The following is a 25,227-nucleotide window of genomic DNA, read 5'->3' on the forward strand; positions in this document are numbered from 1 at the left end:
TGAATAAACTAAACCCTAACCATGATGAAAAAGATTATTCTATATATATTATTTCTAGCTGTGACACAAAGCTACAGTCAGGAGTTGAATTTACCAGTTTGGACACAGTATCTGGCAGATAATGATTTTGTGGTCTCACCTACCTTTGCTGGTATTGGCGACAACTTAAAAATTAGAGCAAATGGATTGACCCAGTGGGTTGGTATTAAGAACGCACCAGATAATCAATCCATTTATGCCGATTTTAGAATTTCTAACCGATCTGGTATTGGTGTTTCGGCTTATAATGACAAAAATGGAAACACACGCCAGAAAGGTTTAAAGTTATCATTTGCACATCACTTAATTTTAGATTGGAAGTCCAAACAGTATTTATCCCTAGGACTATCCTATAACATTAATAATTTTAGAATAGACATAGAAAACTTTAATACCACTTATGAAATCCCAATTCTAGATCCTGCAATTAATGGGGATAGAGCAGTTAACAACAATAACTTCGATGCTGGTATACTCTACAGATGGAATAAATATTATTTAAGTTTTAATGCCAATAATTTAGTATCTAAGGATATTGCTGATTTTACAGGTGGTATAGAACCTTCACTTCTATTAAACTACCAGATTTATACAGGTTATGTATTTAGCCCAAAGAACAATAAGGATGTAGAATTTGAGCCTTCAGTTTTCTTTCAGTTTTTTGATAGTGATGACCGTTCTGCAACAGATCTAAATTTTAAGTACAGAAAGTTTAACAGGAATGGTGATTACTATTGGATTGGAGCATCATACCGTTTTTTAAATGACCAGTTTTTTAATCCTTTGAATTTAGGTCCGATGGCAGGTATATTGCACAATAAACTGTATTTCGCCTATTCATACCAATTGACCTTAAACGATTTGTCTGGTTTCAATTCTGGTACACATGTCGTTACCATTGGTCTCAACTTATTGCAAAGTGCCAGTAATTGTCCTTGTACAAAAGGAACCAGCCAAAGTTATTATAGGTTATAAATCTCTAGTTTATACCCAACCCCATGAATATTGATAAGCTTTACAGAAGTATCTGCATGTAGTTTTTTACGCAATTTAGAGATATAGGTGTCTAAGCTTCTGCCAACAAAAACACCATTGTCTTCCCAAACTTTTTTGGTAAGCTCGTCTCGTTTTATAACCTCATTAGGTCGTTCAACAAAAAGTGCCAAGAGCTCACATTCCTTTTTAGACAAGGCTATTTCTTCAGCTTCTTCAATCAACTTATTCTGTTCAGGATAAAACTTGAAACTACCAATAGCTTCATAGTTTTCGGAAACTTCATTTGTCTTTGTTTTCAGTTTTATTTTATAGCCTAAAAACAGTAGAAATAACAATGAAATACCAATGATAAACCATGTTAAGAAGCGTGATTCAGAATTTGGCTTTTCATTTTTGTCAAAAAATATCTCAATCTCATAACATGCCTCTGGCAAATATCTACCGATACAAGGTACAATGGTATTTTCTAAAACTTCACTCATTCGATAGCTATAAGCAACCTCACGGTCTTTACATTGCACAACCTCAACTATATAATGTTCTGGAAGCTTTAAAGTCCTTAGACTTGCATCTACATAAGTAACGAGATGATCAGGATTTATAGCTAGCGGATGATTGAATGTAAGCCTAAATTTATTAAAATCTAATTCCTTCACAGGTAAGATCAAGGATGTAGAATCCCTTTGGCTCAATAACAGCTTATTACCAGCATCTCGTAAGGCAATTTTTGTACGTTCAGAGAAATTGCTTTGCTCAGTATCACATGATACTAAGCCAGCAAAAAGAATAATTATCAGAAATTTAATGGTGCATCTATACTTCATATCGTTGCACAAAGAACAGCTATTTTGATTGAATTTTGCAAGGCTTTGACACTTCTTTTGCACTTTTTTGACATTCTTTAAACTCGTCAAGTCTAGTTTTATCACCTTATTTAATCAAAAATTATATATCATGAAAAAATTGACATTATTTATTGTATTTACTATTGCTTCTGTAGTATTTACCAATGCACAAGAAAAACTTAAAATAGACACTTCGAAAAGTGAAATTAAATGGTCCGGAGAATATTCGTTCTATTTTGGTGGCCATAACGGCACTATAAGCTTTAAGGAAGGTTTTTTTGAAAAGACAGATGATGTAATTTCTGGAGGAGAATTCATCATTGATATGAATTCCATAATTTGTCTAGATATTGATGATGAAGATGGTAACGCTAGTCTCGTCGATCATTTAAAAAATGAAGATTTTTTTGCTGTTGATAAATTTCCAACAGCAAAACTCACAATTACAAAGGTAGAGTATCAAGATAACAACAATATGAAGGTTTTTGCAGATCTTACCATAAAAGAGGTTACTTTACCTGTTAACTTCCGAGCTGAAATCGATTACGAAAAACAACAGTTGATGACAAAGTTTAAAATCGACAGACAACGTTGGGGCATTGACTACAATAGTAAATTACGAGATGGAGCCATTGCAGATGGTATTGGATTTGAAGTCGTACTAAGCATATAGTACTTTAAGCGATTACTTATTTTAATAGCACTACCAATCATGTAGTGCTATTTTTTTTAACAAAATGAGGATTTGCATTTGCAAAAGAGGGACGGTATTTATTGAGGTCTAACTTCCCTCCAATTCTCGTTTTCAATCTGATCGAAAAAAGTTTATGCCATTAATTATTTTCTTTAAACTTTACATCACCAAACATTAATCATTTTAAGGTATTTAATCGAAAATATAATATGAATTTACCAATTCATAGGATTTTATATTCAATTAATCGAATATAAAAAAGTATTTGACCATTATTATTTAGTTTTAAATGCTCTAAATGAATAAACTTAAAATAATATGGCTTATCAAAATATGTGCCTTCTCAGTTTTCTTGGGAAGAGCCTATCAGTTATATTTTTTTGGTGCTCCATTCAGAGCTATACTATGGGACGAGAGTCTATTAACTCCTGTAGTTGAAGGATTGACTAATTACTCTTGGGGTGATTATGTTACCAGCCCAAAGGTTAATGCCTGGATTGATGGCATAACAAAATTAAGCAGCATCGTATTTTTATTTGCTGCAATTATTAGCTTGTTTTGGGATAAAATAGGTTACCAAAAGCTGAAGAAAACAGTAATTGGTTTAGCACTAGCAATTTTACTAATAATTGGCATTTGTATGGTGAAGGACAAAAACTATGAATATTTAATGTTTTTTGAATTATTCATACAGTTTTCGCCACCAGTAGTATTATTGCTAAGCTTTAAAAAGGATATAACAGATAACAAAAAGATAATTAATGGCTTAAAAATAGCTATTGCATGTACGTTTATTGCGCATGGTCTTTTTGCTATGGGACTGATATATTTACCTGGATACTTTGTGGATATGACCATATTGATTCTAGGTGTTACAGAACCTCAGGCGACTACATTTTTGTATGTGGCCGGTGTTTTGGACATAGTAATGTCGGTCTTAATTTTTATACCTAAAATATCAAAGTATGCGTTGTTGTATATGGTGTTTTGGGGTTTAGCAACAGCTTTTGCTAGGTTACTAGCTGGCTTTAATTTAGATTTTGCAGCATCTACGATCCACGGCAGTTTATTTTTGGTTGTATATAGACTATCACATGGTTTGTTGCCACTTGTAGTGTTGCTAATGGAAGAAAAAAATAAAAGAAGAAAAATTACTCGCTGATGAAAACGAAATTACTTTTAACAAAACTATTCTTTTTTATTATCTGTTGTGCTTACGCCAACAATGATAGGTACCGTATTATATTGGTTGATGACCCAGCTACAACAATGACAATAGGTTGGGATCAAATATCTGGAACAAACCCTGTAGTGTATTATGATACCATAGACCACGGTGTAGACCATACTCTTTATGCCTTTTCCAAAGCTGTAGACAGAGGTATTCTTGCAAAAGGTATGGAAAATAGATTTGCACGATTAACCGGATTAACGCCAAATACGAATTATTACTTTGTCATTAACGATAGTGAAGGAACGAGTCAAAGGTTTTGGTTTAGAACAGCTCCAAATGACAATAGTCGCTTATCCTTTATAGCTGGTGGTGACTCAAGGAATTTTAGAACTCCAAGACGCGCAGCTAACTTGTTAGTAAGCAAATTAAAGCCACATGGAGTGCTTTTTGCTGGCGACATGACCGATGACAGTACAGATATAGAATGGGTTAAATGGTTTGATGATTGGCAAGATACAATAGCTTCCGATGGGAGAATGTTTCCTATTATACCTGCCCGTGGTAATCATGAAGATGGTTCTGAAATTTACGATTTGTTTGATACAAATGTAGACTCTTATTATGCTATTACCTTTGGAGATAATCTCTTTAGAGCCTATACGCTAAATACAGAAATTTCGGTACTTGGTAGCCAGCGTACTTGGTTGCAAAATGATTTAGCCGCATCATCTGGGGTGACATGGAAAGCAGCACAATACCACAAGCCTATGCGACCGCATACGGGCAGCAAAAATGAAAATTATGTCATATATAACTCATGGGCTCAGTTGTTTTATGATAACAGTGTACGTTTGGTTGTAGATTGCGATTCGCATACTGCAAAAACAACATGGCCAGTAATGCCTTCTTCCGGACCAAACAATGATGAAGGCTTTGTTATAGACCAAACCAACGGTACCGTATATACTGGTGAAGGATGCTGGGGAGCTCCACTAAGACCAAATAATGATGATAAAAGCTGGACAAGAAACTCGGGAAGTTTTAATCAATTCAAGCTTATTTTTGTAGAAACCTCTAAAATTGAATTGCGAACTATTAGAGTTGATAATGCCGATTTAGTTGGTGAGGTTAGTAATACAGACCCTTTTACGCTTCCAGCTAATTTAGATGTATTCTCACCACCAACTGGCGATGTAGTAACGATATCCAATTCTAATGATATTAGCTGTCCTGTGGCCTATAGCCCATGTGATGATAGTGATCCAGATACTATATATGATGAAGAGGACGGTTCGTGTAATTGTGTAGGTTATGACAGCATTAACACTACAGCCTATGTTACTGAAGTTAGTGCTTCAAGTGATGATGCTGAAGAAAATACGCTTAGTGGAGATGTTAACGTTTCAAGTAGTGATTTAGAATTGGTTTTCGATAACGAAGACCAAATAATTGGCGTACGTTTTGATGATATTGAAATCCCAAAAAGTGCAACTATTTTCAGAGCTTTTATTCAATTTTCTGTGGATGAAAGAGATGATATCCAAACACCAACAAGTCTAACCATACATGGAGAATTATCGCCAAGTAGTGCTACTTTCAGTACTGCAACCAATGACATTTCATCTCGTACCCCAACTACAAATTCAGTCCCTTGGAATGATATACCAGAATGGGGAACTGTTGGCAATGAAGGTTTTTACCAAAGAACACCTGACTTAACGGATATCGTTACTGAAATTATCACTCAACCAGCTTGGGCTTTTGAAAATGCAATTACATTCATAATATCTGGTACAGGCGAACGAATTGCGAATTCATATAATGATAATGAACCACCGAAATTAATTGTCCTTTATGACTCTAATTGTCCATTAAAAGGTATAGAAGCTGGGCAAACATATGCGTGTGATGAAATTAGCGATACATATTCACAAGATATAATTGTTACACACGTAAATCCACCAGGAACAGGAACTTTAGACGTTAATGGCCAATCCTTTTCTATAGGTACAAGCCCACAAACTGTAACCTTAACTGGATTAACGGCAGATGGTTTAGATGTGGACGTTAGTGCAAATTTTAGTGCGCTTCCTACATGTATTATTTCTGAAGACCATCTTTTTGAGGCACCAAGCGAATGTAGCAATGGAGGTATACCAGACAATATGCCAGATGATAGTATAAATCTTGCATTGCTTGCAGAAGCCACTGTCACAGGCTCTATTTCGGGAGGAAGGGGAATACCAGAAGAAATATTATATGATCCTGCAATTGACGATTACCGTACTATGACGGATTGGAACGAGTATGGAGTTAACTTTAATGAGAACTTAGGTGTCCCAGATATTGATGAAGGCATGAAGTGGCAAGTAAATTGGCCAAATGTTAAATATATCAACTATATCACTATTGGTGGTACATACGATAGCCAACCTCAACCAGATACCATGTGGAGAATTAGTTACAGAACAGATGGTGTATGGAATACCCTAGAAGAAGGTCAAGGTGGCTGGATAGATAGTGGTATCTACGAATGGGGAGGTGCAAATACCAATCCTATTGAGGCTGATGCATTAAGAGTACAACTTTATAGTGATGGCTTAAACAGTTTGGTAAGCATACATTTGAGAGGACGAGGAGGTATATCAAATAATAGAGATGATAGCGCTACTACTCCAAAAGCAACATTAATTCAGTATTTAGATCCAGGTAACAGCTGTGCCGTAACGGTCCCATCTGGTTCCATATTATATTGTGGAGATGATTGGATATATAGTGATGGTCCAGACGACACTTCCGGTACAATTAATACTATTATTGCTGATGGTATTTACACCATAGATGGTGAAAAAGATGTTGAAGTCAATAATCTTGAAATTTATAGTGGAGCCTCTGTGATTGTGGAAGAAGGTTCTAGCTTAACCGTAAAAGGAAATTTAATCACTAACGGATCTTTACAATTAGAATCCATATCGAGTATGTATTCTAGTTTAATTGTTGAAGGAACCAGCACAGGAAATGTGTTATACATGCGCCATGTAAATAATGCAGCAGCTCCCAATACCACAACAGGAGACAATGACTTAATAAGCGCACCAGTAACTGGGCAAACTTTTGGGGATTTTAGAATGGCAAACCTTAATATTTTATCAGGTAATATAGGCGGTAACTTAGCATATTTATTTGGTCCGTTCGATACATCTACCGTATCCTTTGTAAATTACTCCGCTTCAGATGACAGTAGCATTTTAACTCCAGGGGTTGGTTACAGATCTGGTTCAACAGATGGAAGTACTTACACTTTCGATGGTTCTGTACAAACAAGCTCGGTTAATGTGCCTATAATTGCTGGCGGTGGAAGTAACTGGAACCTTATAGGAAATCCTTATCCAAGTTACCTCAACGTTCAGGACTTTTTAAATAATATGGCTAATTCTGGATTGATTGATGAAAATTCCGTTGGAATATACGGTTATGATGGCTCTGCTACAGATGGTTGGACTATTTATAATTTGGCAACCACAACTGCCAGTACCGTAATAGCCCCAGGTCAAGGTTTCTTTGTCGATGCAGAAACATCAGGAAACATTGCCTTTACGCCTAATATGAGAAGAAAAGGAAATAGTGATGATTTTATAGTTGGCCGTAATTCTAACCTCCTCACCTATTTTAAACTTAAAGCGAATACAGATAATAAGTCATACCATACGGATTTTTACTTTAACGATAATGCAAGCCTAGGCTTAGATCCAGGATACGATGCAGCCATTTGGAACGAAGTCGCACCAAACTTTGCTATCTATTCTAATTTAGTACAAGATAACACTGGTGTACCTATAGCCTTACAGTCACTAAATACTAACGATTTAACTAACATTGTTATCCCTTTAGGTGTTAATGCTAATGCTAATGAAACTTTAAGTTTTAGTATTTTAGAATCTACACTGCCAAGTACAGTGAATGTATATTTAGAGGATGTAGTCGCTAATTCCGTAGTACTTTTAAACTCTGGAGATTATACATTTACACCGTCAAATAATATTTCGGGTACTGGTCGCTTCTATTTACGTTTTAATGCTGTTACACTTAGTACAGTAGAACAACCTTTAGAAATGCTCAATATATTTACTAATTCAACAGATAAAACTATTGTTATTAGTGGACAATTATCTGCAGAAACGAATTTTAATCTGTACGATTTAAATGGTAGAAATATAAATTCTATGCCACTAGACACAAATGAGAATAGACAATCTATTGATGTCTCTAATTTGAGTGCAGGTGTTTATATTGTAGAATTAGTTTCAGAAACTAACGAAAAACGTATTAAAAAGTTGGTCATTAATTAGTATTACAACTTTAATTTATAAATGGGCTAGATGTAATCTTAATTAAATATCTAGCCCATTTTATTATACAATCAAAAAATATTTGTAATTTGAAAGTAACATTAATTCTGTATCTGTATATAGTGTTTTACTATATTGCAGACGCATTACCAATTCACTAGCTTAATGAGTAAATCTTTATCACCATTTACCAAGGCACAATTGTTACCACAAGAAGAAACCTTGGAAATTCTAAAGAAAAAAGGGGACTTATTTATTGGTATTCCCAAAGAAACCCATTTTCAAGAAAAAAGGGTGTGTTTAACACCAGATGCAGTTTCTGCATTAACTGCCAATGGACATCGTGTTTTGTTTGAATCTGGTGCTGGCGAAGGTGCCAATTTTAAAGATAAAGATTATAGTGAAGCTGGTGCAGAAGTCTCTAAGGATACAGCAAAAGTCTACTCCTGCCCTATTATTCTTAAGGTAGAACCGCCGTCGCTAGATGAAATAAAACTCATTAATCCACAAACTATATTAATTTCTGCTTTACAAATAAAAACACAGAGCAAAGCCTATTTTGAAGCTTTGGCCAAAAAACGAGTTACGGCTTTGGCTTTTGAGTATATTAAAGATGAAGACGGTGCCTATCCCGCTGTACGTTCACTGAGTGAAATTGCAGGAACTGCCTCTATATTAATAGCTTCAGAAATACTATCCAATGTCAATGGTGGTAATGGTTTAATGATGGGCAATATCAACGGAGTACCGCCAACAGAAGTTTTAATTTTGGGCGCAGGCACTGTTGGTGAATTTGCAGCACGTTCAGCAATTGGACTTGGAGCCAACGTTAAGGTTTTTGATAGTTCCATTACAAAACTACGCTGTATTCAGAATAATTTAGGACGTACAGTTTATACGTCCACAATGCAACCAAAAAATCTTCTTAAAGCATTAAAACGTTGCGATGTAGCCATTGGAGCTGTAAGAGGCACAAATCGTTCGCCCATAGTTGTAACAGAAACTATGGTAGACCACATGAAACCCGGATCGGTAATTATAGACGTTAGTATTGATATGGGTGGCTGCTTTGAAACCAGTGAGGTAACAACACACGACCATCCTACCTTTGATTACAATGGTGTAACACATTATTGCGTACCCAATATTCCTGCACGCTATTCAAGAACCGCATCAGTTTCTATCAGTAATATCTTTACTCCATATTTGTTAGAAATCGGAGAATACGGCGGATTAGAAAATGCATTACGTTTTGATAGAGGATTAAAAAATGGGTTGTATTTTTACCACGGTATTTTAACCAATAAATCTGTAGCCGAGTGGTATGGTTTAGATTATAATGATGCCAATCTGTTGATATTTTAGCATCTATTGTTCAAAAATTATATTTTATGAAATTTACGCAACGCTTAGCTTACTATCTAGGCGGTTTTTCTTTAGGTCTTATTATTCTTATGTTTTTTTTAAACGGAAAAGATGCATCTTGTGACTATGGCCCCAATGCCCGAACTGTAAAAAACATTAGCTCCAAGCCCTTTGTCTACTCTTCAGATGTAGCTTCTTTTATAAAAAATCAGGCATTAGATTCAAGCACAGTATTGAACTTGGTAAAATATGGTAGTGTGGATTTTTCAAAAAGTAAAACAAAATTAGACTCCTGTAAAATTTATCATATTGATAATATCTACAAAGATAAAGACATAGAACTTACCGTTAAGAATTGTGATTCCCTCGCAAAGGTTTTGACCATAAATTATATAAAAGATTAATCCATAAATTTTTAGATGAAAATTTAGAGGCTTCAATATAAATTTTCATCTTTGATGTCGAATTTTATTAATGAATAATAGAATATGAAAGTATTAGTAACGGGAGCAGCAGGTTTTATCGGTTTTTTTACAGCCAAAGTACTCTTGGAAAAGGGACACAAAGTCGTTGGGTTAGATAATATTAACGATTATTATGATGTCAACTTAAAATTTTCGAGATTAAGAGAGCTCGGTATTGATAGACATGATGCAGAAGTGTTCAATAAAGTTTGTAAAAGCGAAAATGATAATTTCACTTTTGTCAGAATGAATCTCGAAGACAGAGATGCACTTCCTAAATTATTTAAAAATGAAGGTTTTGATATTGTTTGTAACCTTGCAGCCCAAGCCGGTGTGAGATATAGCTTGGAAAACCCCGAAACTTATATTGATTCGAATTTAGTTGGCTTTTTAAACATATTGGAATGTTGTAGACATAACTCAATAAAACATTTAGTGTATGCAAGTAGCTCTAGTGTTTATGGACTTAACGAAAAAATTCCATTCTCTACAGAGGATAATGTAGATCACCCCATAAGCCTTTACGCTGCTACCAAAAAAAGTAATGAACTCATGGCACATACCTATAGCCATTTGTTTAACATCCCCACAACAGGCTTAAGATTTTTTACAGTTTATGGCCCTTGGGGCAGACCAGACATGGCAATGTTTTTGTTTACAGATGCCATCGTAAACGATAGACCCATTAAGGTGTTTAACCATGGAAAAATGGAGCGTGATTTTACCTATGTTGACGATATTGTAGAAGGTGTAGTAAGAATCATTGAAAAGCCAATAACTGAAAGAACAGATAATAAAGAACTCTATAAGGTTTATAATATTGGTAATAATAATTCCGTAAAACTGCTTGATTTTATTAAAGAGATAGAATTTAATCTAGATAAAACCGCTGAGAAGAACATGCTTCCCATACAACCGGGAGATGTAGAGCGTACTTGGGCAGATGTAGATCAGTTAATTAAGGATTTTGATTACAGACCAAACACGTCAATTAAAAATGGCGTAAAATCCTTTATAGATTGGTATAAAGATTATTATAAAAATTAACCGCATTATAACGATAGATTGTGCTGGTTCTTATAGTGTAATGAAGTTTATCGTTAAAACACGTCGTTGATATATTAATTTAGAAGAAACCGAATACTTCTTTCAAATTTGTGTTCCAGAAAAGGAATTAACCCAAGTCAAATAAACTTAAAACAATGAAAATAAATAAAATATGTTGCATTGGTGCTGGTTATGTTGGTGGACCAACTATGGCGGTAATAGCAAAGAAAAACCCTAATATACAGGTTACTATAGTAGATATAAATGAAGAGCGTATTGCGGCTTGGAACGATGAAGATGTATCAAAACTTCCTATCTACGAACCTGGACTTGCGGAAATAGTTGCAGAGACCAGAGGAAAAAACTTATTCTTTTCTACAGAAATTGATAAAGCCATTAATGAATCTGAAATGATTTTCATTTCAGTAAACACGCCGACCAAAACCTATGGTAAAGGAAAAGGTATGGCTGCAGATTTAAAGTATGTAGAGCTTTGTGCAAGAAATATTGCTGAGGTCGCCACTACTGATAAAATTGTAGTAGAAAAATCTACATTACCAGTTAGAACGGCTCAAGCCATAAAAAGTATCTTACATAATACTGGAAGCGATGTAACGTTTGAAATACTTTCTAATCCAGAGTTTTTGGCTGAAGGTACAGCGATTCAAGATTTATTAAATCCAGATCGCGTATTAATTGGTGGAGAATCCGAATCCGCTATTGAAAGTTTAGCCAACATCTATGGGAGTTGGGTATCGCAAGATAAAATTCTTAGAACAAATGTTTGGTCTTCAGAATTATCAAAGTTGACCGCTAATGCATTTTTAGCACAACGTATATCATCTATTAATGCGATTTCGGAATTGTGCGAGCATACAGAAGCTAATGTTAATGAAGTAGCGAGAGCCATTGGTATGGACTCTAGAATTGGCCCTAAATTTTTAAATGCTTCAATTGGTTTTGGAGGTTCTTGTTTTCAAAAAGATATTTTAAACCTTGTTTACATTGCAAGAAGTTACGGTTTAAATGCTGTTGCTGATTATTGGGAACAAGTTATCATTTTAAACGATCATCAGAAAAGACGTTTTTCCGATAACTTAATAAGTACATTATATAATACGGTTTCTGGAAAAAAAATTGCTATGCTTGGCTGGGCTTTTAAAAAGGATACCAATGATACACGTGAGTCTGCTGCCATTTATGTTGCAGATCATTTATTAAGCGAACAAGCGAATATTGCAGTTTACGACCCTAAAGTTCCATCAAAAAAGGTATATGCAGATTTAAACTATCTACAGACACGTACTGATGCTGAAAATAAGGAGCTCGTAACAACTTATAGCGACCCTTATGAAGCTCTTAAAGGTGCACACGCTATTGCGATAATGACAGAATGGGATGAATTTAAAACTTACGATTGGGAAAAGATTTATGCTAACATGAAAAAACCAGCATTTATTTTTGACGGTAGAAATATATTAGATAAAGCTGAAATGACTAAGATAGGCTTTGAGTACTCATCTATAGGACAATAAAGTCTAATATATATAAATAATATCAAAAATTAACGGCACCAAAGTTTCAATATTATTGAACATTTTAGTGCCGTTCTCACTATAAAAATAACTAACTTAATTTATCTAATCATTAATTTTTTAGAAATTTCTTGTTGTATATCTACCATCCTAATATAGTACATTCCTGGATGTAGCATACTCACATCTATTTGCCTTGTAGTTGATATACTTAAGTATTCATTTGAAATTATTTCAGAGTGAATCAACTTACCAGTAATGTCGTATAAATATATTCTTGAAAGAGCTGTAGAACCCGAAAGTCTAACATTTACATAATCTGAAGCTGGATTTGGAAATACAGAAAAATCAAAATCAAGTGGTTCACCCTCATCTGGGTCAACAGGATCGACATCGTCCTCACAGTCAGTATCGACAAATACAGTTACACTGTCCTCATCAAAATCTAAGGCATTAAATACTGTAACGGTATATTCGGTTGTTGCATTGGGAGATACTAGAATGGTTTGCGTCGTTTCACCAGTACTCCAAACATATTCATCTCCACCACTAGCTGTTAAGGTTGCTGATTCTCCTAAGCATATATCCACATCATCACCTGCGTCAGCTTCAACATCTGGTATAACGTTTACGGTAACCTGTTTTTCGTCATAGCAATCGCCAATAAAACCTCTCACTTCGTAAGTCGTTGTAATCGCAGGGCTAACAGCAATATTAGGTTGTGTTGCACCATTGTTCCATTCATAAGTATTTGCGCCAGTTGCAGATAAGGTTATGAAATCACCACTCATAATATCTACACTATCACCGTTAACTATTACAACATTTGGATTAGGATCTACGTATACCGTTACCTCATCTGTATCTTCTTGAATTCCTTGAGTTACTGTAACTGTATAAGTAGATGTAGATAGTGGACTCACAGTTATACTTTGCGTAGTTGCTCCCGTATTCCACAAATAACTATCACCTTCATTTGCCGTTAAAACAATCTCATAATTATCATTTTGACAAACACGCTCATCAGGACCAGCTGAAGCATCAAATACGGGTTCTACGGTTACAGTGACTTGTGCCTGTGCTGAACACGTATCCGATGTTCCTGTCACGGTATATGTTGTTGTTTGTGTTGGACTAACCGTTATAGAACTTGTAATTTCACTTGTACTCCATTGATATGTTGTAGCTCCATCTGCGTTTAAGGTAACCGACTCACCTTCTACAATAGTAATATTATTACTTACGGTTACATTAGGTGTATCGTTCACTGTAATTGTAACACTATCAGAGTCTGAGTTGCCAAAAGCATCTTCAACAGTTACAGTATATGTAGTTGTTACTGATGGACTAACTGTTGGATTTGCACCTGTATCACCTGTATCCCATGTGTATGAAACACCTCCAGAAGCATTCAACATAATACTCTCACCACTACAAATTGTAGCATCCTCACCAGCATCTGCAACAACTTCAGGAATTACTGTTACTAAAATATTTTCAGTAGTGGAACAACCATTGTTACCATTAGAAGTAACTGTATATGTTGTCGTAACTGTAGGTGAGACTATGATGGAAGCTGTTGTTTCATTTGTACTCCAAGTATAATTATCACTACCGCTGACATTGAGCGTAGTAGACTCCCCTTCTATAAGTACAACGTCTTCACTAACAGTCAGATTTGGTGCTTCACTTACAAAAACAGTAACTGTATCTGTACTCGAACAGTTATTTGAAATTACTTCTACATCATAAACCGTATCTGTACTTGGGCTGACATCTATTGAAGCTGTTGTTTCACCTGTATTCCATAAATAAGAATCACCACCGGAAGCCGTCAAAGTTATGGTCTCACCATCACAAATAGTTTGGTCTTCACCAGCATTGGCGACAGGAATAGCATTTACAGTAACCGTTACGCTATCATCGTCTATATTTCCTTCATTGTCAGATACTGAAACTGTATACGTTGTTGTAACCAATGGACTGACATCTATTGAAGCTGTAGTTTCACCATTGTTCCATAAGAAATTTGGGCCACCAGATGCAGTTAAGGTTGCGGTTTCTCCCTCGCAAATATCTTGATCTGGACCAGCATTTGCAACAGGTAGTGAGCTGAAAAAAAAAGTTAGTGCAAATGTGTCTGTAGCTACTACATTACCAGAACCATTGTCTTGACTGTAATAAGTAATAGTAAAATTATAAGTGCCTTCCTGTACAACATAAGGTTCAAAATTAAAACCCACATGTCCATTAGGTAAACCTGCATATATTGGCCCGCTCTCTATCCAGGTACCAGATGTTGGACCTGTCCAATCTACTCGTACACTCTCCACTTGTGCATTCTGATCCCCACCTTCAGGAATACTTCTAAAGTTAACTTCATTACCTTCTCCTTCCAAGTTAATATCAGTATCTCCTGTAATATTCATTAACATTATGTCTGTATTGGCATTATAAAATTCATATGTACCATAAAACGTATCAATTACAGTAACAGTTGCACTGTCAGTTATAGTATCGACACTAGATGTGTATGTTATATCAACTTGTCCAACACTAATACCAGTTATATTTCCATTTTCATCTACAGTTGCGATAGATTCATCACTACTGGCCCAAGTACCTAATGTATCTGTTGTATCAGTAGGAACAAAAGTTGTGGTAAGTTGACTGTTTTCTCCAACTTCTAGAGTAATTACATTCGGGTCGATTGTTACTGAAGTCAACGGAATAACAATATTTGTTACTGTTATATCAGCAGTATCAGTAAACCCTCCATCATTAGAGGTAAATGTAATTGTAGCGTTACCCTCTGATACAGAAGTTACCAAACCATTGGTTACAGTAGCGATTGATGGATCACTTGAAATCCATACACCACTTTGGTTTGTTGTACTACTTGGTGTAAAATTAGTTGATAATGTTATCGTTTCTGGTACATTTAACGTAGCAGTACTTGGTGTAATTTCAACACCTTCTGCTGGTACATCTGGAATTTGACCGTTTGCTGTTTGATTAAGAAACTCTTCTAAATCTGTATAACCATCACCATCTGTATCAATAATACCATCACTTCCTAAGTTACCGAATTCTGAAGTTTCCCAAGAATCTGGCATGCCGTCTGTATCGGTATCTATGTAAGGAGTTCCATTGCTGATTATTGGAAACACGTTGTTTACCCTATCTTCAGTACTGCCACCAGTATCTACGTCGTTAACAGCTCTTGCATCTTCTGCATCTCTCTGTGGTAACGATGCACCAACATGGGTTCTCAAGTTGTTCCAAATATCAGTTGCGTCCCACAAAGGCACGTTATCTGTCATTATTGGCGTATTATTTAAGGTATAGCTTCTTAAGTTATCTGGAATTAAAACATTGTTATTAGCCTGGCCACCACCATTTTGTCCTATTTCCCATTGGTCATAGCTATCATTTGGTCTATATGGTGTTATATTATCTTCAACATATATTTCCATACCATTACCAACCGTGGCTGCACGCAACCAACGTCTACTTGAAATATTAGTGTTTTCAATTGTAGGTGAAGGAATTCCGTTTTCTTTAGCCCAATTTTTAATCACATTGACATAATAAATACCAGCATCAACACTTGGGTCATTATTATTGTAAGAAGGGCCATTTGTGTAATCGTAATGAAAATTATTAACATGTTCATAATAACAATCCCACGTAGGTGCTTCATTAACGGGTGTAGAAACAGAAGGGTTTCGTGTAGCGGTACTTAACCAAGCATTTCTGAACCAACTTATATTTGTTGGTCCTCTTGACACTAAAAACGTTTTGTTATTACCACCATAAGAATTTGTAAAAATACAATATTGAATAGTGATATTAGATAGCTCTACTTGTGGAGGCCTTCCTGGTTGTCCGTCATAATTTGCTATATCTAAGTTACCATCAGATGACCAAGCAAAAGAGCAATGGTCAAAAATAATATTATTACCACTATTAACCCATACGTTATCTGCATTATTACCACTCCTGTAAGATGTAGAGCGTCTAAACCTTATATATCTTATAATAACTTCGTCTGTGTCAATCTCTAAGATAGGTCTATCAATTGTCTCTCGAGTTAACATAATACCTCCGCCCGGAGCAGTTTGACCTGCAATTGTGATATTAGGATCGGTTATTTTTATTGTAGTGCCTGTAATATCTATTCTTCCACCAACCTTAAAGATAACCACTCTTGGTCCGGAAGCTTCACATGCAGCTCTAAAAGAACCAGGACCACTATCATTGAGATTAGTTACCTCAATGACTTGACCTCCTCTTCCACCGACAGTGTATTTTCCATAGCCTTCAGCACCTGGAAAAGCAGGGATTTGCGCAAATAAATTAAGTGATGTTATACAAAAAAAAGTTATACCAAGAATTATCTTAGTTAGATAGTTTGGGGCATTCATAACTATTAGTTAGGTTTTAATTATGGTTATGCAATATATATAAATAATATCCGATAAAAAGTTTAAATACTTTATTATTCGACAAAAAGAAATTAATTGTAATATTTTATATACAATTAATGTAAGTGTTTATATACATGGCTATTTATATCAACAATTTTAGTTTTATATACGGTGAAATACATGTTTTAGATGTTGAAATAACAGTTTTAACATATTGAAGAAGATCTTTACAAAACAAGGTGAAAAGTACAGCTTAAATCTTGAAGAAAATTCAGCATATAGCATGATGACTTTGTACTTTAAACGGTTTTTAAAAAAAACATATTGGTATTAAAAGAAAATTCCTTTGTTTTACAAAAAACTAACTACATGTGTGGTATATACTTAACTAATATTCCTTTCGAAGAAAAAATTGTAAAGGAAAAATTAGATTCAATTTCATTTAGAGGTCCAGATTTTACTGGTATAGATAAAATTAAAAATCTCACTTTTGGTCATTTACGTTTGTCCATATTAGATTTAGATCCAAGATCCAACCAACCAATGACCTATGAAAACCTAACTATAGTTTTTAACGGTGAGATCTATAACTATTTAGATATAAAGGAAGAACTCATTACATTAAATTATGAGTTTAAAACAGAAAGTGATACCGAAGTTCTTCTAATCGGATACAAACATTGGGGGAAGTCAATTTTAGACAAAGCAAATGGCATGTTTGCTTTTAGTATATATGACACCACAACCAACACCTTATTTTCCGCAAGGGATAGAATGGGTGTAAAACCATTCTATTATTACTGGAACGGAAGCGACATAGAAATTTGCAGTCAAATACGACCAATGCTAAAAGGAAAAAAGATTAATGAAGAAGCTATATCCATATTCCTCGATTGTATGTTTGTTCCAAGTCCATACACAATAGCAGAGCACATATACAAGCTACCTCCAGGAAATTACATGGAATTGGATTTTAATACCAATGAATTGACAGTTAACGAATACTGGAACTTAAAAGATGTAAAAATCAAAGATATATCTTATGAAGATGCTAAGAAAGAACTGCATGAACTTCTACTTGATGCTGTTAAAATAAGATTACAATCCGATGTGCCTATTGGCTCATTTTTGTCTGGAGGCATAGATTCCGCCTTGGTTTCAAGTATGGCATCAAAAGTTTCACCAACGCAAATCAATACGTTTTCAATAGGCTTTAAAGACCCAAAGTATGATGAAAGTAAAATTGCCGAGCAATATGCTGAAATTATCAATTCCAAACATACAACCACAATTTGTAGCCCTGAAGATATTTTAGAATTAATACCAAAGCTTACAGAAGTATATGATGAGCCTTTTGCAGATAGCTCTGCATTGCCTTCGTTGCTACTTAATAAAGTGACAAAACATTATGTAACCGTTGCACTATCTGGTGATGGTGGTGATGAGAGTTTTATAGGTTACCCATATTTTGATTCCTTAATTAGAAATAAAAAGATTATAGATATTCCCTACCCTATTAGAAAGTTATTGTCTCACCCAACATTACTAAAACTTTTTGGTATAAACTCGCATAGGGTTAAAAATGCTTTAGGAACAAAAACCAGAAACGATTTTATTGAAAATATTTTTTCTAGAAAAGGTCTATTGTTAAAGAAAAAGAATCAGAGTTGGATGAAACATTATCAAGGCTACAAAAAATGGTCTGATATATTTTTACAAAAAGCAGCTGATCTCAATATAAAACTATGGCTAGAAAACGACAGTAACGTTAAAGTAGACAGAGCGAGTATGGCATATTCTGTTGAAGTTAGAAGTCCATTTTTGGATTATAGAGTTGTGGAATATGCCAGAACGCTTCCAATGCATTTTAGGTATGAGAAAGGAAGACAGAAAAAAATACTAAGGGATTTACTTAAAGAATATATTCCTGAGGATGTTTTTAACCAGCCCAAAAGAGGCTTTGCCGTACCTATTGGTAATTGGATGCGAAATGAATTAAAAGAAGAATTTATGACTGCTCTTAATGATGATTTTCTCAATAAAGTCCCCAATCTAAACGTTAAAAAGTTTAAGGTGCTTTTAGACGAACATATGAGCGGCAAGGCCAAGCATACACCAAACATCTGGAAGCTTTTTGTATTAAGTAAATGGTACGATGAATTTGGTTTTAAATAATAAACTTATAGTTGCTTAGTTCTTTAGCGTATAGTTGATATCAAAGTTTATATTCTTATTGGGATTATACTTTATGTAACGTTTAAATTCAGTGAGGTTGGGAGCTTCAAGGATAATATGCCCTGTTATGTCTTTAACACCGTTTAGCGTCCCTAAACTAGAACCCCTAATTGTAAAAAAAGTCGATTTAGAATCGAATTTCACATATGTGTTTTCAAAAGAAAATCCACCTATGGGACCTGAAGACTTAAAATAGTTTGGGACTTCTAAATATATGACACTCATATTATCTTTTTGTTGACATATATTAATAGCGCTAAGATTTTTAAACGAAGTATGATAAGCATCACTTGGCTTTCTTGAATAAATTAAACCCCATTTACTTCCATCAACAACGATATTATTAAATGTTACTTTACCTTTCACAGGATTGTTGGGGCGAGAAGACACGATAATCTCTGCCTTAGGATAGCGATTAGAAATATCATGATTCATGCTTAAATAACAATCTATAAAATTTATACTAACGGGCTCTGATTTATCTGTTAAATTATCTAAACCTAGCACAATACCCGAATGATAATTATTAGTAAAAGAACAATGTTCAAAATTAACATTAATTACTACATCCGTATCTTTATCGGGTTCTATATCTAAACCCGCTTCTGGCAATGTGCCTTTTGTTTTTGTAAATACTGAATTTTTCACCCAAACATCCTTAGCACTAATAATACTTATACCTTGTCGTTTGTTGTTTGTAGAAACAACGTTATTTATTCTAATATTTTCAGAATAACGCAACGCCTTATAACCATCAATATATATGCCATCACCACCAGAATTGGCTATGGTAAAATCAGCAACTACCACATTGCTACATCCCATAAAACTAAGTCCCATCCTCCACTCTCCATCAACATACTCTTCTTTATTCATAGTAAGCAAAGCACCATTGCCTATAATATTAATATTTTTACAGCTTATAAACTTTAGTAAACAATCACTCGTGGTAACATAGGCATTGGGTTTTGCCCTAAAAATAACATCCTTTTCAAAAATTATAGTCTTGTTCTCTAAATTCCTAAACTTTAAAGGAGACACCAACCATTCGCTATCCTGTTTATCTATAATAATAGTATCATTATTTCTAATGGCTTTATAAACAGACTTTTTATTATCATCAGTATTAAATCCGTATGCAGATACCTTTATACTTTGCCCAAACGATAAAAGTGGAACGCATAATATAATGGCATAATACTTCAGATTGCCTATGAAGAAAAGGAAATTGATATATAAAGGGTTTTTCATTGAACGCAAAATACCTACTTTTAATCGTATTAATTGATGTTGGACGTGAAATACTGTTTTTTATCAAAAAAAATATTTGATGTGCATTGGTTTTATAATCTTTGTCATTGACCAAATTTACTAGATTTATCGCTATTTTTAACCAACGGAATTAAAAGAATAATCCAAACCTTAGGCATTCTAAAACGTGTTTTCAGTCAATATTTAATACAGCAGACACTAACAAGAAGACAAAAAATTCCCTTAACCTTATTACGATATTTCTAGAAATGGTGAACAATCCAAAAAGTATTTGTTTTAATACTTGATGGTAAGAGAGTTACACTGTAAAAATTAAAAAGAATAGAAGTTTTATAAATAAAGTAAAATTTATATCCTTGTAAACCTGTAATGCTATTGAGTAGCAAAATACTTATAGATGTCTAGAGTAAAGAAATCTTTAAAGAATGCAAAAGTTGGAATATTCTTCTTCATTGCTTCCATTTTCGTTCAGTTTTTCTCTAGAAAATTATTTTTAGACAATCTAGGAGATGAGTTTATCGGTTTAGAAACGACATTAAGAAGTGTCTTGGGATTTCTTAATTTGGCAGAACTTGGCATTGGTACAGCTATTGGTTTTACTTTATACAAACCCATTTTTGATGAAAACCATAAAGAGATCAACAAGATCATTGCATTACTTGGAGTACTTTATAAACGAATAGGCTACTTTATTATCGGTATTGGCGTTATCGTATCGCTCTTTTTTCCTTTAATTTTTGATGATACATCCTTTACCTTGGCTTTGGTCTATTTTGTGTTTTACACGCTTCTATCTTCTACATTACTCAGTTATTTTGCCAATTACCATCAGAGCTTGCTTGGTGCGGATCAAAAAGGCTACATTATCCAAGGCTATTTTCAAACTTTAAATATCATACGAGTTATTTTACAAGCTTTTGTAGCTGTATATTTAAAGGACTTCTATATTTATATTGCTCTTGAACTCGTCTTTAGTATTATATATAGTGTTGTTGTGAGACAAAAAATAAAAAAAGAATATCCTTGGCTTATTATTAATTCTACCGAGAAAGCAGAAATTATAAAGGAGTATCCAGATATTATTAAAAAGATAAAGCAGGTTTTTGTACACAAAATGGGTTCGTTTGTAAAAAACGGAACGGACAATATTCTAGTTTTTGCTTTGGTAAGCTTAGAAAGTGTAGCCTTTTTTGGTAACTATCAACTCATTTTCACTAAACTTGGTGGCTTGGTAAAAATGGCATTTGCTGGTACAGGCTCTGCAGTTGGCAATTTAATTGCCGAAGACAATCAACAGAACATTAAAAAGGTATTTTGGGAACTTATGGCGGTGCAATTTTTTATTGCTGGCTTTTTTGGACTGATTATGTATTTTTCCATGGAACCATTTATAACACTTTGGCTAGGTGAAGAATATATCTTAGCAAAAACAACGTTATTGTTAATGGTGGCGAACTTTTTTATCTTCCAAATTAGTTCTACTGTAGAACGGTTTAAAAATGCCTATGGTTTGTATTCCGACACTTGGGCAGCTGCGACAGAAGCTATTCTAAATCTAGCCATTTCTCTAATTTGTGGAAGTTTTTGGGGAATTGACGGTATTATACTAGGTACGCTTATCAGCCTTATTTTAATGGTTGTTATTTGGAAACCTTATTTTCTTTACAAACACGGATTTAAAAAGAATGTATGGTTATACTGGCAAGGTGTATTGCCATTAGCTGTAGTATTTTGTGTTTCTGTGCTTTTAGTAAGCTTCGTTGCTGATTATGTTGTCTATGATAGAAGATCTTCAAATTTGATTAACTGGATTATTTATGCCGCTATAATTACAAGCATAGTTACCATAATCTATGGCACGCTAATGTTTATATTTATAAAAGGGTTTAAAGTGTTTGTTTTCAGAATGAAGGATTTAGTAATCAAAAAATTCACTGGATAATTCAAAATGAGCCATAAAAAGAACATAGGATTTGTTGTCGGCACATTATCATCTGGTGGTGCAGAACGTGTTATATCTACACTAAGCAATTCGCTTATCGAAAGATTTGATGTTACCATAATTACATTTTCAAAATCTACACCGTTTTATACTTTAGACAACAGAGTTAAAGTAGTTCATTGCAGAGAAAACATTGAAAAACCAAAGTCTGCGTTAGATTCACTAAAGCTAAATTATAGCTTAACAAAACGCATTTCGAAAATTTCTAAACAAGAAGGCGTAGATATTCTTATTGGGTTTATAACTTCAGCAAATATATTAACAGTACTTGCCGCAAAATTAAATGGCATCCCTTCTATTATAAGTGAACGCAATAATCCTTTGGTTGAGGATGTTCCAAAATTGTGGGAAATACTGAGGAAATTCGTTTATCCAAAAGCTGACTCGTTAGTACTTCAAACTAAGGGTATAAAAAAACTATATGAGAAAAAAATAAGGCCTAACAAAATTACTATATTACCAAATCCTATTTCGTCTGATCTGTCTAAATTACGAAATGTCGACACAAAACAGGAAAAGATAATTTTATCTGTAGGACGACTCGATAAAAACAAATGCCATGATGAATTAATCACAGCTTTTCACACTATTAATCCAAAAGATTGGAAAGCAAAAATTATTGGGGATGGCAATAAAAAACAAGAATTGACCAAACTTATCAAACAATATAATTTATCAGATCGTATAGAAATTATATCTAAAGTAAAGGATATAGATAGATATTACAACGAAGCCTCAATTTTTGTTTTCACATCAAAAACCGAAGGGTTTCCCAACGCACTTTTAGAAGCGATGCACTTTGGTTTGCCATGTATTTCAACGGATTGTAACTTTGGCCCATCGGATTTAATAAAAGATGGCAAAAATGGCTTTTTAATTCCTGTAAATGACCAACAAGCATTAACAGCTAAATTATCACAGTTGATAAACGGTGAAGAATTACAAACTAAGTTCTCACACAATGCAAAACAAACCACAGAAGCTTATACAAGTGAAAAAGTTGTAGCACAATGGGAAGCATTGATTAACAAACATATAAAATGAATTTAAAACATGAATCGTGAAGTAGTGATACCATTAGCATGAAAATTATAAAGTACATAACATTAGCACTGGTTATATTCAATTTGCCTTCAATTGGGCTCTTTGCATATGGTGGCGGTGTAGGTGGAATGTTGAGTTATGGTACTATTTTTATGCTGATTGTTTTTTATGCTTTAGAGAAAAAAACTGCACCTAATTGGTGGATAATAGTTATTGCCCTATTGTATTTTATTATAGGAAGTTTACAGTTCTATGGCGCACCAATGGTTTTTATGATGGAATTAATTAAATATTTCATTTTTGTTATTGCTGGCTACGAACTCACAAAACATGTTAGCATTACAGAGTTATATGTGTTCTTTATAATAGGCGCATTGAGTGTTGGTGTTGAAGCGATGTCCTTTACAAACGACTATGGGAGATATGCCGGGTTTTACCTTAATGCCAATGTAGCTGGTTTTATCTGTATTTATGGCTATTCATCAATTTATGGTTTAAAGAATGGCACTTTAAAATTATTTGGGCAATTTGTCTTTACTTTAATGGGGTTATTAACATTTTCAAGAACATTTATAGTCATTTGGTTGTTGCTAAACGTTATCTCATTAAAAGTCAGTATCAAAAATATTAGAATTTTTGGTATTGCTTTTTTAATCTTTTCAGCATTGTTATTTATCGATCAAGTTGTAGGACTGAACAACCCAAGATTTGAACAACTTAAAAATATAGTAAGTAGCGAAAATAAAGTATCCAGTGAAGAAATCAGTGAAGATTCTAGAACAGAAACATGGGCAAAGTTTTACGATCAAATATTGGATGCACCCTTAATTGGTAACGGTTATGGTACATTTTCTGGGAAAATCAATTCCATGGGAGTTCATAACACGTATTTAATGATAATTGGAGAAGCAGGTATAATACCTTTTTTACTATTCTTGGTATATGTAGCACGTCTCTTTTTTAAGAGTTTTATATATTTTAAACCAGCCCCACATCTTATAATGCAAACTATTTCGCTAGCTGTATTTTTGTTGGCCAATCATAATTTTTTCACATTTTATTACATGACATTTGCAGCAATGTGGATACAGTATCAAATATTTAAACTGGATAACGGAGAGGAAGAGGAAGAAGAAAAACTTTTAGAAGTATGATAAGTTCTAAAACAGAATATCACGATTATTTAAATCAAGATAAAAAAGCACTAGGTATAAAATCCAATGGTCTAGCAGGTAAGATAATGAGTTACTTCTCCCCTAACCACATTTGGAAGTTTCAAAAAACCATGCGAAAACTTGAATATTATACCAATTGCAAAAACAGAGGACTGAATAAGTTCTATGTATTATATCTAAGGTATAAGTTTAAAAATATATCATTAAAGCTAGGCTTCTCAATACCAATCAATGTGTTTGGCCCTGGCTTGTCTATAGTACATTATGGTACAATTGTAATAAATAGAAATACAAAAGTTGGCAGTAATTGCAGAATGCATGCCTGTGTCAATATTGGCGCTTCTGGTGGAGAAAGTGGTGCGCCACAAATTGGTGATAACGTCTATATAGCTCCAGGTGCAAAAATTTATGGAACTATTACAATTGCCAACAATATTGCTATCGGTGCCAATGCCGTGGTCAATAAATCTTGTGAGCAAGAAAATGTAGCGCTTGCTGGTGTACCCGCAAAACCTATTGGTAGCGTTGATATTAAAAAAATAATAAAACACATCTAACCTA

16 protein-coding genes are annotated in these 25,227 nt (G+C 34.1%); 13 read left to right on the top strand and 3 right to left on the bottom strand.

Annotation, left to right across the window (positions count from 1 at the left end; all coding sequences use genetic code 11):
* Positions 1-24: 24 nt before the first annotated feature.
* Positions 25-1,014 (top strand): PorP/SprF family type IX secretion system membrane protein, encoded by a 990-nt coding sequence (locus KCG49_RS02865; RefSeq protein ID WP_218544888.1) that lies wholly within the window; start codon positions 25-27, stop codon positions 1,012-1,014.
* Here KCG49_RS02865 and KCG49_RS02870 read toward each other — a convergent pair.
* The gene (locus KCG49_RS02870) at positions 1,002-1,859 is read right to left on the bottom strand and encodes a winged helix-turn-helix domain-containing protein (RefSeq protein ID WP_218544678.1); all 858 of its coding nucleotides are present in this window, start codon (positions 1,857-1,859) and stop codon (positions 1,002-1,004) included. The genes KCG49_RS02865 and KCG49_RS02870 overlap by 13 nt on opposite strands.
* A gap of 130 nt (positions 1,860-1,989) precedes the next feature.
* On the opposite strand from KCG49_RS02870, the gene KCG49_RS02875 reads away from it, so the two are divergent.
* The 7 genes from KCG49_RS02875 (at position 1,990) to KCG49_RS02905 (ending at position 12,508) form a co-directional block, all read left to right on the top strand.
* Positions 1,990-2,553 carry a YceI family protein gene (locus tag KCG49_RS02875; RefSeq protein ID WP_218544679.1) on the top strand — a complete coding sequence of 188 codons (564 nt, stop codon included), beginning with the start codon at positions 1,990-1,992 and terminating at the stop codon, positions 2,551-2,553.
* Between the two features lie 319 nt (positions 2,554-2,872).
* Positions 2,873-3,736, top strand: a complete 864-nt coding sequence (locus KCG49_RS02880) for a hypothetical protein (RefSeq protein ID WP_218544680.1) — start codon at positions 2,873-2,875, stop codon at positions 3,734-3,736.
* On the top strand, positions 3,736-8,097 hold the full coding sequence (locus tag KCG49_RS02885; protein WP_218544681.1) for a DUF8693 domain-containing protein: 4,362 nt from the start codon (positions 3,736-3,738) through the stop codon (positions 8,095-8,097). Before KCG49_RS02880 ends, KCG49_RS02885 begins: the two co-directional genes overlap by 1 nt.
* A 165-nt stretch (positions 8,098-8,262) precedes the next feature.
* Positions 8,263-9,462 (top strand): alanine dehydrogenase, encoded by a 1,200-nt coding sequence (locus tag KCG49_RS02890; RefSeq protein ID WP_218544682.1) that lies wholly within the window; start codon positions 8,263-8,265, stop codon positions 9,460-9,462.
* Between the two features lie 26 nt (positions 9,463-9,488).
* Positions 9,489-9,866, top strand: coding sequence for a hypothetical protein (locus KCG49_RS02895; protein WP_218544683.1), 378 nt, complete (start codon positions 9,489-9,491; stop codon positions 9,864-9,866).
* A gap of 84 nt (positions 9,867-9,950) precedes the next feature.
* Positions 9,951-10,973, top strand: a complete 1,023-nt coding sequence (locus tag KCG49_RS02900) for an NAD-dependent epimerase (RefSeq protein ID WP_218544684.1) — start codon at positions 9,951-9,953, stop codon at positions 10,971-10,973.
* Positions 10,974-11,128: 155 nt separating this feature from the next.
* Positions 11,129-12,508, top strand: coding sequence for a nucleotide sugar dehydrogenase (locus tag KCG49_RS02905; RefSeq protein ID WP_218544685.1), 1,380 nt, complete (start codon positions 11,129-11,131; stop codon positions 12,506-12,508).
* 101 nt (positions 12,509-12,609) lie between these two features.
* Here KCG49_RS02905 and KCG49_RS02910 read toward each other — a convergent pair whose 3' ends face one another.
* Positions 12,610-16,935, bottom strand: coding sequence for a T9SS type A sorting domain-containing protein (locus KCG49_RS02910; RefSeq protein WP_218544686.1), 4,326 nt, complete (start codon positions 16,933-16,935; stop codon positions 12,610-12,612).
* Between the two features lie 372 nt (positions 16,936-17,307).
* Between KCG49_RS02910 and asnB the strand changes: the two genes are divergently transcribed.
* On the top strand, positions 17,308-19,113 hold the full coding sequence (gene asnB / locus KCG49_RS02915) for an asparagine synthase (glutamine-hydrolyzing) (protein ID WP_218544687.1): 1,806 nt from the start codon (positions 17,308-17,310) through the stop codon (positions 19,111-19,113).
* A gap of 15 nt (positions 19,114-19,128) precedes the next feature.
* Here the strand turns inward: asnB and KCG49_RS02920 are convergent, their stop codons facing one another.
* Entirely contained in the window at positions 19,129-20,424 is a 1,296-nt protein-coding gene (locus tag KCG49_RS02920; RefSeq protein ID WP_218544688.1) for a right-handed parallel beta-helix repeat-containing protein, read from the bottom strand.
* A 418-nt stretch (positions 20,425-20,842) separates the two neighbouring features.
* On the opposite strand from KCG49_RS02920, the gene KCG49_RS02925 reads away from it, so the two are divergent.
* The 4 genes from KCG49_RS02925 to KCG49_RS02940 are packed head-to-tail and all read left to right on the top strand — an operon-like array spanning position 20,843 to position 25,223.
* A complete protein-coding gene (locus KCG49_RS02925; protein ID WP_218544689.1) occupies positions 20,843-22,387 on the top strand; it encodes a lipopolysaccharide biosynthesis protein in 1,545 nt (514 codons plus the stop codon).
* Positions 22,388-22,393: 6 nt separating this feature from the next.
* Positions 22,394-23,491 (top strand): glycosyltransferase family 4 protein, encoded by a 1,098-nt coding sequence (locus KCG49_RS02930; RefSeq protein ID WP_218544690.1) that lies wholly within the window; start codon positions 22,394-22,396, stop codon positions 23,489-23,491.
* Positions 23,492-23,529: 38 nt separating this feature from the next.
* The gene (locus tag KCG49_RS02935) at positions 23,530-24,645 is read left to right on the top strand and encodes an O-antigen ligase family protein (protein WP_218544691.1); all 1,116 of its coding nucleotides are present in this window, start codon (positions 23,530-23,532) and stop codon (positions 24,643-24,645) included.
* Positions 24,642-25,223 (top strand): serine O-acetyltransferase, encoded by a 582-nt coding sequence (locus KCG49_RS02940; RefSeq protein WP_218544692.1) that lies wholly within the window; start codon positions 24,642-24,644, stop codon positions 25,221-25,223. The genes KCG49_RS02935 and KCG49_RS02940 overlap by 4 nt, the downstream gene beginning before the upstream one ends.
* The last annotated feature ends 4 nt before the right edge of the window (positions 25,224-25,227 follow it).

Origin of the sequence: Winogradskyella luteola (assembly GCF_019203985.1) — a bacterium.
GTDB lineage: Bacteria > Bacteroidota > Bacteroidia > Flavobacteriales > Flavobacteriaceae > Winogradskyella > Winogradskyella luteola.

Coding starts and splice junctions, on each gene's coding strand:
- KCG49_RS02865 (WP_218544888.1), top strand. CDS start 25: ATGAAAAAGATTATTCTATATATATTATTTCTAGCTGTGACACAAAGC.
- KCG49_RS02870 (WP_218544678.1), bottom strand. CDS start 1,859: ATGAAGTATAGATGCACCATTAAATTTCTGATAATTATTCTTTTTGCT.
- KCG49_RS02875 (WP_218544679.1), top strand. CDS start 1,990: ATGAAAAAATTGACATTATTTATTGTATTTACTATTGCTTCTGTAGTA.
- KCG49_RS02880 (WP_218544680.1), top strand. CDS start 2,873: ATGAATAAACTTAAAATAATATGGCTTATCAAAATATGTGCCTTCTCA.
- KCG49_RS02885 (WP_218544681.1), top strand. CDS start 3,736: ATGAAAACGAAATTACTTTTAACAAAACTATTCTTTTTTATTATCTGT.
- KCG49_RS02890 (WP_218544682.1), top strand. CDS start 8,263: ATGAGTAAATCTTTATCACCATTTACCAAGGCACAATTGTTACCACAA.
- KCG49_RS02895 (WP_218544683.1), top strand. CDS start 9,489: ATGAAATTTACGCAACGCTTAGCTTACTATCTAGGCGGTTTTTCTTTA.
- KCG49_RS02900 (WP_218544684.1), top strand. CDS start 9,951: ATGAAAGTATTAGTAACGGGAGCAGCAGGTTTTATCGGTTTTTTTACA.
- KCG49_RS02905 (WP_218544685.1), top strand. CDS start 11,129: ATGAAAATAAATAAAATATGTTGCATTGGTGCTGGTTATGTTGGTGGA.
- KCG49_RS02910 (WP_218544686.1), bottom strand. CDS start 16,935: ATGAATGCCCCAAACTATCTAACTAAGATAATTCTTGGTATAACTTTT.
- asnB (WP_218544687.1), top strand. CDS start 17,308: ATGTGTGGTATATACTTAACTAATATTCCTTTCGAAGAAAAAATTGTA.
- KCG49_RS02920 (WP_218544688.1), bottom strand. CDS start 20,424: ATGAAAAACCCTTTATATATCAATTTCCTTTTCTTCATAGGCAATCTG.
- KCG49_RS02925 (WP_218544689.1), top strand. CDS start 20,843: ATGTCTAGAGTAAAGAAATCTTTAAAGAATGCAAAAGTTGGAATATTC.
- KCG49_RS02930 (WP_218544690.1), top strand. CDS start 22,394: ATGAGCCATAAAAAGAACATAGGATTTGTTGTCGGCACATTATCATCT.
- KCG49_RS02935 (WP_218544691.1), top strand. CDS start 23,530: ATGAAAATTATAAAGTACATAACATTAGCACTGGTTATATTCAATTTG.
- KCG49_RS02940 (WP_218544692.1), top strand. CDS start 24,642: ATGATAAGTTCTAAAACAGAATATCACGATTATTTAAATCAAGATAAA.